This is a genomic window from Chloroflexota bacterium, from assembly GCA_034717495.1.
Taxonomy (GTDB): domain Bacteria; phylum Chloroflexota; class Anaerolineae; order JAAEKA01; family JAAEKA01; genus JAYELL01.
Window position 1 is genome coordinate 297717 of sequence record JAYELL010000001.1, and the last position, 14587, is coordinate 312303.

Here is a 14587-nt window from a genome sequence, read left to right on the forward strand (position 1 = left end):
TGCCAAATCTAAAAACGAATACCCGGCATAGGATATCCCCGGATCAAGGCTGTTGCCCGACCAGAAAAAATCTGTTCCTCATAAGTTTCTGGCCCTCCTGCGACCGCAAAAACGCCAGCAGAGTCGCCGCATCGGCCGCATGGTCGTCTGGAAATACCAGGTAAACAGGCACGGTAAGGGGATATTGGTCCGGCTGACGGAATGCAAACTCCGGTGACATGCCATCGATGGTCATGGGTTTTACGCTGGGATCCAACCAACCGCCTGCCAGATAGCCGATCGCCTGGGGGTCCTGGGCTATCGACTGTTGCATTAGCTCGCTACCAGGTTTGACCAGGGCTGTCGGTGTGAGGGTTCCATCTTTCAGTAACGCATGTGTCAAAACATTTCGGGTGCCTGTGTCGCGCTCGCGTGTCATCACCTGTACCGGCCCATCGGTCGGTCCAAGGGAAGACCATTCACCGATTTTCCCGGTGAAGAGAGCGTTGGCCTCACTCGTCGATAGATGGTCTTGACGATTCCCGGGATGCACTACAATGAAAAAGGGCTCCTTTCCGATAGCTTGGGAAAAAAGATCCCCGTGGCCAAAGTATGAAGGCTGCACGGTGGTCAGGGCCAGGTCTGCTTTACCGGATAATACATTGAAGATGGCTGCCTCCGAACTTCTGGCGTTGTCCACGGACAATCGAACATCAGGATGGCGAGATGAGAAAGAGCCACTCACCAGCTCTGCCAGGGGCAACATACTGCTGGCGCTGGCCACAGTAAGGTTACAAGGATCCGGTGTCGGCTCGACAGGTGTGCACGCGCCCAACAACATGCCCGGAAGTACTGCGATTGCCAGACAGATATCGAAAAAACGACGCCGGTTTATCTGTGACATGACCTCGTGCTACTGAGACGTCGATTCTGACAGCCGTTGGATCCGGGCTTGCCGGTTTGTGGCACGAGCTGTCTGATCGCTGATCTGGAATCCTGCCAGGAAGGCATTCTTGAAGGCAATGAAGTTGCCCGAGGCAATCGATTCACGAATCTGCTCCATGAAGTGAAGCATGAAATGCAGGTTGTGCAGGGTTGCCAGGCGCAAACCCAACACCTCTTTGGCTTTGAACAGGTGGCGCAGATAGGCTCTGCTGAAATTCCGGCAGGTATAACAGCTGCAGCTTTCTTCCACCGGCAGCGGCGACTCGGCGTACTCTGCATTGCGGATGTTCAAGCGACCTGCATGGGTCAAAAACGCACCGTTACGGGCGATGCGGGTTGGCAGCACGCAATCGAAGAAATCTATGCCCCGGGCCACGCTTTCCAGGATATCCTCAGGGGTGCCCACACCCATAAGATAGCGTGGTTTGTCGACTGGTAGGAGGGGACAGGTAATGTCCAGAGTTGCAGCCATCTGTTCTTTAGTCTCTCCCACTGCCAGTCCTCCGATGGCATAGCCCGGGAAATCAAGATCCGCGAGGAAACGCGCTGAATCGGCGCGCAGGTCTGCAAAAACCCCTCCCTGTACGATGCCAAAGAGAGCCTGATCGGGACGTTTTTGGGCTGCCTTGCAACGCACCGCCCAGGCATGTGTGCGAGCCAGAGCTTGCTCATTATAGGCGCGGTTGAGTGGGTCGGGGCACTCATCCAGGACCATGATGATGTCAGCGCCCAGCAGTTCCTCGCTCGCAATCACCGATTCCGGCGTGAAGCAATGGAGGCTGCCATCGATATGGGAGCGAAAGGTAACCCCGTCATCGTCAACCTTGCGCATATGCGAAAGGCTGAAGACCTGATATCCACCGGAATCGGTCAGAATGGGCCGGTCCCAGCCCATGAATCCGTGCAGTCCACCCTGGCTGGCAATCAACTCAGCGCCGGGGCGTAGAAAAAGATGGTAGGTGTTGGCCAGAATCAGGCCCGTGCCCAGTTCCTCCAGGTCTCTTGGGGTCATCGTTTTCACCGTGGCCTGGGTGCCCACCGGCGCAAATAGCGGTGTTTCCACAGCGCCATGGGGAGTGACCATTCGGCCGAGTCTGGCGTGGCTTTCCCGGTCGACCTTTTTTAATTCAAATTCAATTGCCATGGTTCGGATTATACTGCTTTTTGACGCAAAGGCGCAAAGGTACAAAGGCGCAAAGGTTAAAGGTCAGTGCAGTCACCCATACGATTGCTCTACGATTGCCATAGAGAATTCATCCCGTTCCTTGTATCCGGGAGTCTGGTATGCTATAATATGGTTCAGGCGCGGCATCGATGCCGCGCTTGTTGCCGAACGAAAATAACAGGAGGCACCTACCATGAAACGTACCCTTTTGAGCCTGCTGGTTCTTGTCCTCGCTGCAAGTTTGTTGCCAGCCTCGGCCTCACTTGCTCAAGGGCCTGAATCCCCGACGGCCCCGCTCGACGATGAACTGGTGTTATTGACCAATGTGGGCCGGATCGTTGTCGACGATCCTCACGTTCCGCCGGGTGTCCAACCCGTGGTCTGGGAATCGCCGGACACCGGATGGACCAATATTGCCACCGGCGATTTCAATGGCGACGGCGACGCCGAGATCATCGCTCTGAGCGGTAGCCGGGCCAAGGTGTTTGACCCGGTAGTCCCTTCGGGTACGCCGCCGGTAACATTCGATAAGTTTGTCTCCGGGGAGACGTGGCGATTAGTGGCGACTGGCAACATCGACAGCGACAATCGCGACGAGATCATCCTGACCCGTCGTGCCGGCAATTCCGACGTGGAAACGCTGGTGGCCTACGATGGCAACGCCGCCGGCACCTCCTGGACCCTGGTGCACTCCGCCGAGTTCCGGCTTTGGAAAGAGATCACCTGTGGCGATGTCGACGGCGATAACATGGACGAGGTTGCCGCCATTCGGGAGCCCGGGGATGACAACAAGATCGTTATCTGGGATCCTCAATCGGGCTGGTCCACGCTGCACAACCAGGCTTACAGCTATCCATGGCTTGATATGCAAATTGCCGATGCTGTTCAGGACAGTTCCAACAAGGAAGAGATTCTTGTCACCCGTGAGGGTGTTGTAACCTCGCTACCCTCCTTTTACGTATTCCGCTGGAAGTCCGGCCAATCCAATCTGAAGACCGAGAGAAGCGAAAAGTTCTTCCCCTATTTCTTTGACATCGCCCCAGGCGACAGTACCCTGGATGGCATTGCCGAGGTCTACCTGTTGAGGAAGACGGAAGGGTCATCCAATGCATTGATCGTGCGCTCCTATGGTCCGGTCCAGCCCAATCGTTTCGAGACATTGCTGGGCCAAAACCGCTGGAATGCCACCATCGCAGCCGATCTGGACGGGGACAGCCGGGCTGAGGTGACAGTTGTCTCTTCGAATGAATTTCGCATCTTCTGGCATCCGGAGCAGAACGAGGAGTATGAGCCTCATCCAGGGAACTATTTGAACAGCCACCGCGTGGCGGCGGGCGATATCGATGGTCCGGGTGTTCCTGTTGGCCCTGCTCTGCAGCTCTCCGGCACGTCGTTTACCTTCGATCTGCAGGGGGGCCAGACGGCGAGCCAGCAGGTGCAGGTAACAAACGGCGGCGATGGCTCTGTGATTTGGTGGACGGCCTCGATTATCGAGGGAACCCCCTGGCTCACGATCAGCCCTGGCAATGGGACCACGCCCGGCGTTTTGAGCCTGCATGTCAATACCGCCGGCTTGCTGGCGGGCGCCCACCACGGTGTGGTTCGCGTAAGCGGCGGTGCGGGTGTTGCCAACAGCCCTCAGGATATCTCGGTGACTGTCAATGTGACGGCGCCATCGCTGTCGGTGAGCCCCAATTTCCTCACCTGGCAGCACGTGCAGGGGTCACCTGCTGTCACCAAGTTCGTCAACGTGTTCGGACCTGATGTGCCGTGGCACGCGGGCACGGTGCCGATGTCCAGTGTGCCCGCAATCCAGGAGGGGCTGGACGCTGGTGTGCCACTGGTGTTCGAGCAGGATCGCATCGTCATCGGGCACGGCGAATCGCCAGAGGATGTGCCCATCGTCGACTGGGTTAGCATCACGCCATCGGTGGGTACCGCGACCCAGTGGGGCACGTCCGTGGCGATCGACCTGGTGACCAGTCGGGTGCCGCTGGGATTCTCGTGGGTTGCCGTCGTATTCGTCGCCGACATCCAGTCCTCCCCGCGGGCGGTGGTGGTCGATGTTGAGGTAACATCCACGCCGAGCGAATCTGGCGAGAAACTCTATATGCCGTTTATTGGTTTGTCGCAGTAAAGTTACGGATGGGCAGGTAGGAAGTAGGCGAGTAGACAAGTAGACAGGTAGACAGGTAGACAGGTAGACAGGTAGACAAGTAGACAAGTTAGCCGCCCTTGTTTCCCTGTTTCCCTGTTTCCTTGTTTCCCTGGTCCTTGTTTCCCCGGCTATAGCTCTTTCAGTCCGAAGCGTTCGCGGAAAAGGTTGATGGCACGCAGGATCTCGGCTTGGGCGACTTCCGCAGATTCCCACCCAAGCGGTTTGGTTCTTTCGCCTTCCAGGTCCTTGTACACTTCAAAGAAGTGGGCCACTTCGTTAAGGAATCCCTGGGGGACGTCTTCCAGGTCCCGGTAGCCATCGAAGAGGGGATCGGTCGCAGGGACGGCCAGGATTTTATCATCTTTCTGGCCGCGGTCGAGCATGCGAAAGATACCTAAGGGTCGGGCCTGGATGATACAGCCTGGAAAGGTTGGCTCGTTGATCATCAGCAATATGTCCAGCGGGTCGCCATCATCGTAGAAGGTTTGCGGGATGAGACCATAGTCGCCCGGGTAGTGCAGGGAGGAGTAAAGGACGCGGTCAAGGAAGATTACGCCATTTGCCTTTTGGTATTCATATTTATTGCGAGAACCCTTGGGGATCTCTACGATAGTGTACACGACATTGGGCACATCGGGCCCGGGTCGAAGCTCTCTCCAGATGTTTTCCATATTTCCTTTTCCTCGAATTCTCGCCTTGATACTTGGATATAGAACAAAATCTGTCAGCAAGTTTATCAGGTCGCGCCGAATTGATCAAATCGTTCCGGTTTCAATCGGATTGCTCTTCTGTGGTGACTGGCGGCGTTGCCAGGCCCTTCGCATGGGCGATGGTCCTGTTTTTCCAAAGTTCAAAATAGGCCTGCTGGTCCATAGCGAAGGCTTTTTCAAAGGCTTGATCGGTGGTAGTTCCCGCCTGGATTTCACTCATCAGGGTGCGCAACACTTCCGGGCCGAACTCTGATAACGCGAACTCCACCAGGCTTAGACTTTGGGCGTATGCCAGCACCGCTGTCTCGTCGTTGTGTCCAAAATTGCCTGTCAGATAGGGCAACGGAAGCAAGGCGTCCTGTCTGGCAGCCAGGGCCACTAACTCATGTTGGTCGGCGTGATCGCCTGGTTCGGCGTACTTGGCCAGACCTTCGTCCAGCCACCTGGGTGCAGCACCCATGGGACTGGACAACAATTGATGGTTAAACAGGTGGGCTACCTCATGCGCCAACACCGCTTCTGGCCAACCGGAGTCGATCAGTGTGGGCGGAATTATCTGAACCGTCAGGCCCATGGCGTTGAAAGCTCGCCCGCCAATCCAGTCGTACATTCGGGGGAACGCGCTGCGGAAGGACTGCTCGTCAGGATAGATGACGATGCGCACTCCTTCGGGAGCCGGCACGGCCAGTTCCTCCGATAGCCGCAGCAGCGCCCCGTCTGCAATTTCCAGCATCCGTTCGCCGAACGTATCATCGCCTTCAAACCAAAACACGGAGACCCGGTCGCTGCTTCTCGTCTGCCACGGATAACGCACATCATCGAAATAAACGGTGGACCTTTCGGTGGTGAGGTGATTGTTCCGGTTGTCGCTGATTTCCCAGTAATACTCGACTGGGGCACCTGGGGGAATCGACAGATACTTGGTCCGCCAGGTATGGCTCACCGAAACCGAGGAGGCAGGGTCGCCGAGGTCTATCGGCTGCGAAGTCGGTGACTGGGAACCCCGCGTGGCGAATACCAGTTCGACCCTGGTGATTATGCCATCATTGCTCGTGGCATCAAGGTTGAACTGCAATTCATCGGGAAAGCGGTTTTCGATCCATTCCCCTTCTACGTCGATACCCCGCGAGCCGGCCGGGGATGCCTCGGCGACCACCGGAGTCAGGGAGTCGGGCGTGTTTGTTTCCCGGGTTTCCAGGGAAAACTGTGGAGTGGGGTCCGCCGGTGGTTCGGGGAAGGGGGTTGCAGCGATCAGAGGCTGGTTGCCCGAAATACAAGCTGTTGCTACCAACAGGAGAAAAGCGAAAGCGGTTACGATCCGCCACGGCTGCTGACGCGAAGACACTTGTCGACTCAGGGAGATCAGGTCACTTGCTACAGATGGCGCAGACGCGCCCTGGGGTGGTCGATTCCTTCGCGAAGTTCGCTGAGTTCGATACCCACGGTAGATGCCAGCATCGCGATATTCTCGAAATCCTCCTCCCTGAGGTCAATTAGCTTTTGGCGCTGGTCCTCAGGGATTTTTCGTCCGATGAGGACCCTTTCCGGTTGCTCCAGCAGCAGTGCGCGACAATCCTCGCACTGGATAACGTGTCCCAGGAGGATAGCTGCATCGCTCGTACGGGATGAACCCATGACTTCTCGCTTTCTGCCTTAAAAGAGCTCTAGGTCTGCGCAATCTCGTTTACGATGGCAACACCAGAGCTGGCACCCAGCCGGGACGCGCCCGCGGCAATCATTGTCCGTGCATCCGCTGCTAACCTGATGCCGCCCGCTGCTTTGACGCCGATATCGGGACCAACGGTCTCCCGCATCAAACGCACATCCTGCGGGGTTGCCCCGCCCGGTCCGAAGCCTGTCGATGTCTTAACATAGTCTGCGCCAGCCGCAACAGCGATTTCACAACTGGTCACCTTTTCTTCGTCGGTGAGCAATGCAGTTTCAATGATCACCTTCACGCTGGCACCGTTGGCATGTGCAACCGCCGTCACAGCTTCAATGTCTCGGGCAACCAGTTCAAGGTCGCCGGATTTCAAAGCCCCAACGTTCTGAACCATATCGATTTCCGTGGCACCGTGAGCGATGGCGCGCTCGGTCTCAAAAGCCTTTACCTCGGGCAGAGTTGCTCCCAGTGGAAACCCTATCACGGTGCAAACGGCCGGGGAGCTCCCGGCCAAAAGCTCCGACGACAGGGCGACCCAGGTCGGGTTGATGCAGACGGAAGCGAATCCATAGTCGATGGCTTCGCTGCAAAGCTCTGTAACCTGCTCTGCAGTGGCAGCCGGTTTGAGCAGGGTATGGTCAATCATGGCCGCCACAGCACTCGGCGACAGCTCCACGGCATCGTTATTTGAAACAGGCATTGAATCGATCTTCTTTCCCTGGTGCAGGCCTGGTTTATGTGCCGTCAGGGGGCTTGACGAGGCCCCAGGATTCCGGTGGCCAATAGCTCAGAATAACCTTGCCAACGACCAGGTCCATTGGCAAGGCACCCCAACTATGAGAGTCGCTGGAGTTTGGCCGATTATCTCCCAGCACAAAGATCTCATCCGGCCCGAGTTCGGTCAGGCCGGTAGAGTAATTGGAAGGAACCGTCTCGATCAGGTTCTCTACAGGTTGCCCGTCGACCACGACTTGTCCGCTGCGGATCTCCACGGTGTCACCCGGCAGTCCTACGATTCGTTTGATGAAATCACGACTGGGATCCCGTGGATAGTGAAATACGACGACATCTCCGGGGTTCGGTTCTCCCAGCCGATAGGCCAACTTGCTGACCAGTAGGAACTGCCCATTGTGAAAGTTAGGTTCCATACTCATGCCGTCCACACGGAAATTCTGAACGACAGTTCGCACCAGAAGGAAGATGACCAGTGTGAGGACGATGGTTTCCACCAGTTCGCGAAGGAGGGCTTTTCGGTGGGATGCCGACGATTCGCTACCGGTGTCAGGTGTGAGATCGGACTGGCTCGTGTTTGACTCGGGATATTCGCTGCTGGTACCGGCTTGAACGGGTTCCAGCGTGGATTCAGGTTCGGCAACAGGTTGCAACTGCGTATCCAAAATAGGCCTCGATGTATAGTAATTTCGATGGTCGATTGAGCTATTATAGCATCCACGATACCTTCCAGCAAAACAACGACTGGAATCGATGCGGATTGTTTGACAGCGGGCCCCATGCGTGCTACATTTGTCCTACCTCAAACGGCGCATGAATGCCATCGGGTTGGGTTTAGCAAAGGCCATCAACGCTCGATATCCGCTCTGAGATGGCGCAGGATGTCCTCGATATACTCTGTCCGGAAGTAGTCATTTCATGAGAATTGCTTCCTCGCTCCAACTGTGTTTTGTCGACCGGTTGGTTGGAGTGCTTTTTTTGGTCGACAACCGTTAGTTGCAGGAGAACTGAAATGGCCAAAACACCAGCGACACCGGCGACAGCAGAGACAGCAGATACTTCAATGCCCAGCGGTCAGGATGTGGCTCGCATTCGCGACATCATTATCGGGCCCCAGCTGCGTGATATCGAGCAGCGCTTTTCGATCGTTTACCGGGATATCGATCGGCTACAGGATATGGTCGATCGTTTGAGCGAGCAGGTGACCGAGAAGGCCGGCGAGCAGGCCCAAAACCTCCAAGAAGAGGTTGCTCGCATCGACACAAAACTCGAGGGCCAAAAACAGCAGTTCGGCCGCAGTGTCCAGGAAACCGGTGCCAGGTTTGACGCCAGGCTCGGCGAGCTGAATGCCAGCCTTCAGGAGCAGGGGGGAAAGCTCGAAAGCAAGCTCGATCAAGAAGTCTCTCGTCTGGACAAACAGTTGTCTGACCTGGACATGGCCGCCGAGAAGAAGATCCAGACGCTCAAGCGCGATACCCGCAAAGTGGAAGATGAGCTCCGCCGGGAATTGCGCGATTTTGTGCAGCGGCTTGGCGACGAGAAGACAGATCGTTCGTCGCTGGGGCAGATGTTCATCGAGATTGGTAACCAGTTGGCCAATAGCGGGACCGCCCTCAGTATGGATGACCTGCTGAAGGCGTTGTCACCGGGAGATGAGTCTGCAAAGGAAGAAGAGTAGCGGCGTGTCGGATAGAATCGACGGGACGCCGGGAGATCCTGCATTGGAGGAACCTCCTGATGAAGCATCGCGCGCCCGAGCTCCCGCCGGGGACGATGGCCTGAGCGAACTGCGCTCGATTTTGCTTGACCAGGAACGGCAGCAACTTGGAGACGTCTCGTTCGATGTCGACGAGCTGAAAGCGCTGTTGGCGGATCAGGATGCCCTCGCCGCCATGATTGCGCCCTCTCTGGACGATGCCCTGCGCCGTAAAATCGAACAGAACCGGGATGAAATGATCGAGGTGCTTTACCCGATCATCGGCCAGACCGTAGTGCGTGCTGTCGCCGAATCTGTCCAGGATTTGGCACGCAATGTGGATGCGCGCGTGCGGACCTCGCTGACGCCGGCCTCTGCCTGGCGGCGAATTCAGGCGAGCTTCAGTGGTGTATCAGGGGCCGAACTCGCGCTGCGAGATGCATTGCCCTTCAAGGTAATCGAGCTCTTTTTGATCCATCGTGAGACAGGGCTGTTATTGCGCCACCTGACGGCCGAGGGAGAATCCTGGCCCGACACCGATTTGATCGGGGGCATGCTGACGGCGATCCGCGATTTCGCCGGCGAAGCTTTTGGCCGGGGCCAGGAAGGCCAGCTCGACGCCATTCAGTACGGCGACCGGCGCATTCTGATCGAGGCGGCCGAACATATTTATCTGGCCGTCGTTGTGGAAGGAGTCGAACCAGTCGGTTTTCGCAATCATATGCGAGAGACCGTGTTCGATGTCGAAAACCGGTTTCGATACGAGTTCAGGGATTTCGATGGAGATTTCTCTGCTTTTGGCGCGGTGGATCCGATGCTTTCCGATCTGTTAGTGGACAACGAGGTCGGCAAGGAACCTCCGCTTTCCAGAACACAACGCCGGATCCTGTGGGGCCTAGTTGCCACAATGCTGGCGTGTTCGCTGCTGGCCTGCCTGGGTGGAGCGTGGCTTGTCAAAGCACTGGACTCCCGTTGGCTGCAGCCGGTTGCGGTTGTTCTTCCATCGGCGACGCTTACCAAACAACCCACGGCAACGGTGGCTGCCAGCGCAACGCCGACACCTACTGAAACTTCGACAATGACGCCGAGCTCCACGCCATCGCCCACATCTTCGCCTACGGCAACCCCGAGTCCGACATTGACGCCGATGCCTGCGACACTGGCACCTCTGGTAACGCCCCAGCGAGGCGGATCTGTGGATGGAGTGAGGCTCAACGTGCGCGCCGGACCTGGTCTGGAGTTCCCTGTTCGAGTGGTGGCCGCACCGGGAGAGACCTACCAACTTCTGGGGCGAAGCGAGGACGGGCAGTGGTGGCAAATCTGCTGTATGGAAGATGGTTCGCCGGCCTGGGTTTTCGCTCAATATATCCTCGCGCCTGAAGCCACGCCAACGCCTGCGCCTTAGGCGCTGCGCAGGTGGGCAAGGAAACAAGTAGACAAGGAAACAAGGAAACAAGTAGACAAGGAAACAAGTAGACAAGTAGACAAGGAAACAAGGAAACAAGGAAACAAGTAGACAAGGAAACAAGGAAACAAGTAGACAAGGAAACAAGGAAACAAGGAAACAAGGAAACAAGGAAACAAGGAAACAAGGAAACAAGGAAACAAGGAAACAAGGAAACAAGGAAACAAGTAGACAAGTAGACAAGGAAACAAGGAAACAAGGAAACATGATCGTTGGCACACCAGCAATGATGAGAATGCGGATGCGGTGGACACCAGCACGTCCCCGGCCTTTCAGGGGTCTTTCAGACAGGCCACCTGGCTGCGTCACTTCCACTGTCATCCTCGCGAACGCGCGGACGCGGGAGTTCAGGAGTCAATGCCGCGCAGGGCAGCAGGCGCGGAAAAACAAGGATGGAACAGGGTGGTAACGCTCAGTAAGAAGGTTTGTTTGCTCGGCGATTTTGCCGTAGGCAAGACCAGCCTCGTCAGAAGATTCGTTCATGATACTTTTGACGACAAGTATATCAGTACGATCGGTGTTAAAGTCAGCCGCAAGACAGTTGCGGTGCGCGGCGAAACCGGTGTGGCCGAGGTTACGATGATGCTGTGGGATCTGGCTGGTAGCCAGGAATTCATCCGGGTCCAGAATAGCTATTTGCGAGGGGCATCGGGTGCCCTTCTGGTGGCTGATCTCTCCCGACCGGAGACGTTTGCCAGTTTGATTTCCTATGCCGGTACGCTGCGCGACTTGAATTCGGAGATTTCTCTCGTGATCCTCGCTAACAAGCTTGATCTCCTGGTTTCCGTAAACAATGGCGCTGACCTTGGTATCGAGGACGAACTGGAGCAAGTCGCAAGCGATTTGAATGCCCCCTTGTTTTTCACCAGTGCACTCACGGGTGAAAGAGTCGAGAATGCGTTCAGGTCTCTGGCGCAGGCATTGGTGATCACGCGATGAGGCGCTTGTCATGATTTCCGAGGCATTGGAATGCATATTTCGCGACCGGCAAATCGCCTACGTGGTTACCGATCGGCAGTTGAAAGTCCTGGAGGTGTTCGGTTCTGACGACCTCTTTGGCGTGGCCGAATCTTTCACAGCAGGTACCTCCCTTTTTCATCTGGTACCCGACCTGGAAGGTAACGAAGAGCCGCTGCAGGAGATACTGGCCGGGCAACTGGACCGGTTGCAGCTCGATTGGGTCAGCGCCAGCGGATCTGCGGGGGAACAGCGTTACCTTCGTGTGATCCTGCTGCCGGTCTGCAATGGGATGGAAAGTGTGACCGGGTTGATCTGTGTCGGCGAGGATGTAACCGAATTGGGTGTGGCCCACCAACATCTCACGCAGAAACACAATGATCTTCTTCTGGCCCAACGTGAAGTGGCGAAAATTAACCTGGACTTAATGGCGGCAAATGCCGATCTGCGCAGGCTTTCGCAGACGACATCGAGCTTTGTGACGGTGGCTGCTCATGAGCTACGGACCCCTCTTTCCACCATCAAGGGCTATTCCGATCTTCTTTTACAGGGCCTATCAGGTGATCTGGCCGGGCAGCAGCAGGAAAGTCTCGAAATCATCAATCGCAGCGTCGATCGCCTGCTGCTGATAACAGGCAACCTGCTGGACGTGGCTCGCCTGGAGGCGGAGCGCCTGGAGTTGACATTGCTGCCCATGGATCTGGCTATTCTGGTTGAGGACGTCGTGGCTGAATTTCGAAAGGCCCTTGATGAGCGCAACCAGGAGCTTGTTCTACGGATAGACGGCGCGCTGCCGGCTGCGCTCTGCGATGAAACGAGGATGTGCCAGATAATGGCAAACCTGTTGGGCAATGCGAACAAATATACGCCGGCCGGCGGTGTGATCCAGGTAACAGTGGGTCAATCGGATCAGCCCGGGGAATTGTTGGTTCAGGTAGCAGACTCGGGTGTCGGAATCCCGAAAGAGGATCAACCCAAGCTGTTTCGGCGCTTCTTTCGTGCGCACACCGCCTCTTCTACCGGTGCGCAAGGCGTCGGACTTGGGCTTTACATAACCAAATCGTTGATTGAATTGCACGGCGGGCGCATCTGGGTGGAAAGCACCGAAGCGCAGGGGTCTACCTTTTTCTTCACGGTGTCTGAGGCTGATGTGGGCCCTGACTGGTATGTGGATGAGCCGGAAACTGCGAAAATTGGAGCAAAATGAACAACAGAACAGATGTATCAGAACTCACGCGCTTCGCGCATGAGTTGGTCGACGGGATCAATCTGCGCCTGCTAAACTGGTTTGGCAAGACGCGTCCCGGAATAAAACATGATGGAAGTGTTGTGACCGAGGCTGATCTGGAGGTGGACCAATACATCCACGATCAGATTCGCACCAGTTTCCCGGATCATGCTGTGCTGTCCGAAGAAAACTCTTTGGTCTTTGAGGGCGCACTTTATACCTGGGTCGTCGATCCCCTGGATGGTACGACGAATTTCGCCAACGGCCTGGTGTACTGGGGAACCAGTGTTGCGCTTCTGTTCGAGGGAAAGCCCTTGCTGGGTATCCTCGATTTTCCGATTCTGCAGCAGCGTTTTTCGGCGCTTGAGGGTCAGGGTGCCTGGTTGAATGGGGAATCTCTGCAGGTCTCTGTACCACCGGAGATCCATGGCAATCTCGTTATCACGATGGATACGCGCGGCAATCGATTCGTAGACATCGGCCTTTCTCTGAAGCCCAGGTTGCTCGGGTCTGCTGCCTACGACATGGTTGCAGTCGCGGCGGGAATCGCCGTTGCCTCTATCCAGATAACTCCCAAGATATGGGATATTTCCGCTGCCTGGCTGGTGGCACGTGAGGCTGGTTGTACAGTCGCACCACTCTGGCCCGGTGCGACTGTTTTTCCATTGTTGAAAGGGTGTGACTATGAAACCCAGATGTATCCGCTTATCGTCGCGCCCGATGGCGACACCTGGAATACCCTGAAGGAGTCGGTGAGTCTGCGCCCCGGCAACGACGGGTTGATCGAGGCACTTTCTGAACAGGGTTGGCTGGCGGGGGCTCGCGGGGAATGAAATGCCAGATATTCTGTCCAATCGAGCGAAATGACTCGAGCGCTGGACGTCGCGCGAGGGTTCGATGACTCGAGTGGTTTTTCTGTTTCTGGATGGGGTCGGTTTGGGCGACGATGATCAGGGTATCAACCCGTTGGCCGCGGCAGTCACCCCTGCCCTGGACTCGCTGCTCGGCGGCAAGAAACTGGTGGCAAGTTCCGGGGCGATCGTGGCTTCGCAAGCAAGCATGATGCCTACCGATGCTGCCATGGGCGTGCCTGGTCGTCCCCAAAGTGCCTCAGGCCAGGCGGCATTGCTCACCGGAGTGAACGCACCTGTATTGATTGGTGAGCACTACGGCCCTCGGCCGGAAAAACAGCTTCGGCAACTTCTCGAGGGGGAGACACTCTTTACGCAGGTTCTGAAGGCTGGCGGCACAGCAGCCTTCGTCAACGCCTATCCCTCTGGTTATTTCGAGGCGGTGGAGCGGGGAAGGCGACTCCACGGCGCGATTCCCTATGCCGCCGATGCCGCCGGCCTTGAACTGGCAACATCCAAAGACCTTATGGCGGGTCGGGCTCTCAGCGTCGATTTCACCAACGCCGGTTGGCGCGACAGCCTGGGCTACGACCGGATGCCGTTGCGCACCCCGGCAGAGGCCGGACAGATCCTTGCCAGACTCAGCGCAGATCATGACCTGGTCTTTTTCGACCAGTGGCTCACCGACATCCTGGGGCACCGGCGCGATCTGGCCGGCGCCACCACACTTTTTGAACAGTTCGATTCCTTCCTGGGTGGCCTGCTCGAGGCCATCGATGGGGCCCAGACGCTCGTGGTCATTAGCAGCGATCACGGCAACGTCGAGGATTGCAGCCGAAAGCGCCATACTGAAAACCTTGTGCCCACGGTTCTGGTCGGCCCAGGGCATGCCCGGCTGTCCCGGGAAATCACTGACCTGACCAACATCGCACCCCTCCTTCTGTCGCAACTTGCGGCCGGGGGGAGTGACGCGGCGAGACGGCGACCTTGAGAAGCGGGGACGCGGGGGGTTGGACCACGAAGGCGCGAAGGTTCACG

14 protein-coding genes are annotated in these 14587 nt (G+C 56.7%); 7 read left to right on the forward strand and 7 right to left on the reverse strand.

The window, feature by feature from the left end; translation table 11 throughout:
* Nucleotides 1–43: 43 nt before the first annotated feature.
* Both U9R25_01195 and tgt read right to left on the reverse strand, forming a co-directional pair.
* A complete protein-coding gene (locus U9R25_01195) occupies nt 44–883 on the reverse strand; it encodes a substrate-binding domain-containing protein (GenBank protein ID MEA3334495.1) in 840 nt (279 codons plus the stop codon).
* Between the two features lie 9 nt (nt 884–892).
* Nucleotides 893–2068, reverse strand: a complete 1176-nt coding sequence (gene tgt, locus U9R25_01200) for a tRNA guanosine(34) transglycosylase Tgt (protein MEA3334496.1) — start codon at nt 2066–2068, stop codon at nt 893–895.
* A gap of 214 nt (nt 2069–2282) precedes the next feature.
* Between tgt and U9R25_01205 the strand changes: the two genes are divergently transcribed.
* Nucleotides 2283–4226, forward strand: a complete 1944-nt coding sequence (locus tag U9R25_01205; protein MEA3334497.1) for a hypothetical protein — start codon at nt 2283–2285, stop codon at nt 4224–4226.
* 149 nt (nt 4227–4375) lie between these two features.
* On the opposite strand, the gene U9R25_01210 is transcribed toward U9R25_01205, so the two are convergent.
* From U9R25_01210 to lepB, 5 genes are all read right to left on the reverse strand, one after another.
* Nucleotides 4376–4918, reverse strand: coding sequence for an inorganic diphosphatase (locus U9R25_01210; GenBank protein ID MEA3334498.1), 543 nt, complete (start codon nt 4916–4918; stop codon nt 4376–4378).
* Nucleotides 4919–5018: 100 nt separating this feature from the next.
* On the reverse strand, nt 5019–6302 hold the full coding sequence (locus U9R25_01215; GenBank protein MEA3334499.1) for a peptidase MA family metallohydrolase: 1284 nt from the start codon (nt 6300–6302) through the stop codon (nt 5019–5021).
* Nucleotides 6303–6331: 29 nt separating this feature from the next.
* Nucleotides 6332–6592 (reverse strand): hypothetical protein, encoded by a 261-nt coding sequence (locus U9R25_01220; GenBank protein ID MEA3334500.1) that lies wholly within the window; start codon nt 6590–6592, stop codon nt 6332–6334.
* A 29-nt stretch (nt 6593–6621) separates the two neighbouring features.
* Nucleotides 6622–7320 carry a deoxyribose-phosphate aldolase gene (gene deoC, locus U9R25_01225; protein MEA3334501.1) on the reverse strand — a complete coding sequence of 233 codons (699 nt, stop codon included), beginning with the start codon at nt 7318–7320 and terminating at the stop codon, nt 6622–6624.
* 34 nt (nt 7321–7354) lie between these two features.
* On the reverse strand, nt 7355–8017 hold the full coding sequence (gene lepB / locus U9R25_01230) for a signal peptidase I (protein MEA3334502.1): 663 nt from the start codon (nt 8015–8017) through the stop codon (nt 7355–7357).
* A 347-nt stretch (nt 8018–8364) separates the two neighbouring features.
* Here lepB and U9R25_01235 point away from each other — a divergent pair, with 347 nt between their 5' ends.
* From U9R25_01235 to U9R25_01260, 6 genes are all read left to right on the forward strand, one after another.
* Nucleotides 8365–9030 carry a hypothetical protein gene (locus U9R25_01235; GenBank protein ID MEA3334503.1) on the forward strand — a complete coding sequence of 222 codons (666 nt, stop codon included), beginning with the start codon at nt 8365–8367 and terminating at the stop codon, nt 9028–9030.
* Nucleotides 9031–9034: 4 nt separating this feature from the next.
* Nucleotides 9035–10453 (forward strand): SH3 domain-containing protein, encoded by a 1419-nt coding sequence (locus U9R25_01240; protein MEA3334504.1) that lies wholly within the window; start codon nt 9035–9037, stop codon nt 10451–10453.
* Between the two features lie 462 nt (nt 10454–10915).
* On the forward strand, nt 10916–11452 hold the full coding sequence (locus U9R25_01245) for a Rab family GTPase (GenBank protein ID MEA3334505.1): 537 nt from the start codon (nt 10916–10918) through the stop codon (nt 11450–11452).
* A 10-nt stretch (nt 11453–11462) separates the two neighbouring features.
* Nucleotides 11463–12677 carry a HAMP domain-containing sensor histidine kinase gene (locus U9R25_01250; GenBank protein MEA3334506.1) on the forward strand — a complete coding sequence of 405 codons (1215 nt, stop codon included), beginning with the start codon at nt 11463–11465 and terminating at the stop codon, nt 12675–12677.
* Nucleotides 12674–13531 carry an inositol monophosphatase family protein gene (locus tag U9R25_01255; GenBank protein ID MEA3334507.1) on the forward strand — a complete coding sequence of 286 codons (858 nt, stop codon included), beginning with the start codon at nt 12674–12676 and terminating at the stop codon, nt 13529–13531. Before U9R25_01250 ends, U9R25_01255 begins: the two co-directional genes overlap by 4 nt.
* Before the next feature lie 64 nt (nt 13532–13595).
* Nucleotides 13596–14540, forward strand: a complete 945-nt coding sequence (locus U9R25_01260; protein ID MEA3334508.1) for a metalloenzyme domain-containing protein — start codon at nt 13596–13598, stop codon at nt 14538–14540.
* Nucleotides 14541–14587 lie beyond the last annotated feature (47 nt).